Below are 668 nucleotides of genomic sequence, written 5' to 3'. Positions count from 1 at the left end.
TCCATAACAGTGAAGGTTGAAGTGTTGTAATTTCAGACATAATTGCTCCTTTTTACTGAAAATATTTACGAAATAATAGCACAAAACGCCATTTCGGGTTATTCTTACGCAATTTTTTATTTCTCGATAAATTTAAACTAAGGTGCAATTATGAGCGAAAAATATGTGGTAACTTGGGATATGTTTCAAATGCATGCCCGCAAATTATCAGAACGTTTACTTCCAGCTTCCCAATGGAAAGGTATTATTGCGGTGAGTCGCGGTGGTTTGTTTCCAGCGGCTGTATTGGCTAGAGAATTGGGTCTTCGTCATATTGAAACCGTTTGTATCGCAAGTTATCACGATCATAACAATCAAGGTGAATTACAAGTTCTTCATGCAGCCCAAGTGCCAAATGGCGGCGAAGGATTTATCGTGGTAGATGATTTAGTTGATACGGGTAATACGGCGCGTGCCATTCGTCAAATGTACCCTAATGCAAAATTTGTCACTGTATTTGCAAAACCTGCAGGTGCGGAATTAGTGGATGATTACGTAATTGATATTCCACAAAATACTTGGATTGAGCAACCTTGGGATTTAGGTTTAACCTTTGTTCCACCTCTCTCTAGAAAATAATTTTTATACAAAAAGTGCGGTTAAAATAAAAGGATTTTTAACCGCACTTT

1 protein-coding gene is annotated in these 668 nt (G+C 37.6%); it reads left to right on the top strand.

Annotated elements, in window-relative coordinates:
• Positions 1 to 150 precede the first annotated feature (150 nt).
• Positions 151 to 618, top strand: coding sequence for a xanthine phosphoribosyltransferase (gene gpt, locus HMPREF2813_RS05645; protein ID WP_005632242.1), 468 nt, complete (start codon positions 151 to 153; stop codon positions 616 to 618).
• Positions 619 to 668 lie beyond the last annotated feature (50 nt).

The sequence above is a fragment of the Haemophilus sp. HMSC066A11 genome (assembly GCF_001811665.1).
Classification (GTDB): Bacteria; Pseudomonadota; Gammaproteobacteria; order Enterobacterales; family Pasteurellaceae; genus Haemophilus; species Haemophilus influenzae.
The sequence above is the reverse complement of the archived record's forward strand: the minus strand, read 5'-3'. Positions and strand labels throughout refer to the sequence as shown.

Bases quoted from the DNA above. Each gene is read 5' to 3' on its own strand.
- gpt (WP_005632242.1), top strand. From the start codon at position 151: ATGAGCGAAAAATATGTGGTAACTTGGGATATGTTTCAAATGCATGCC.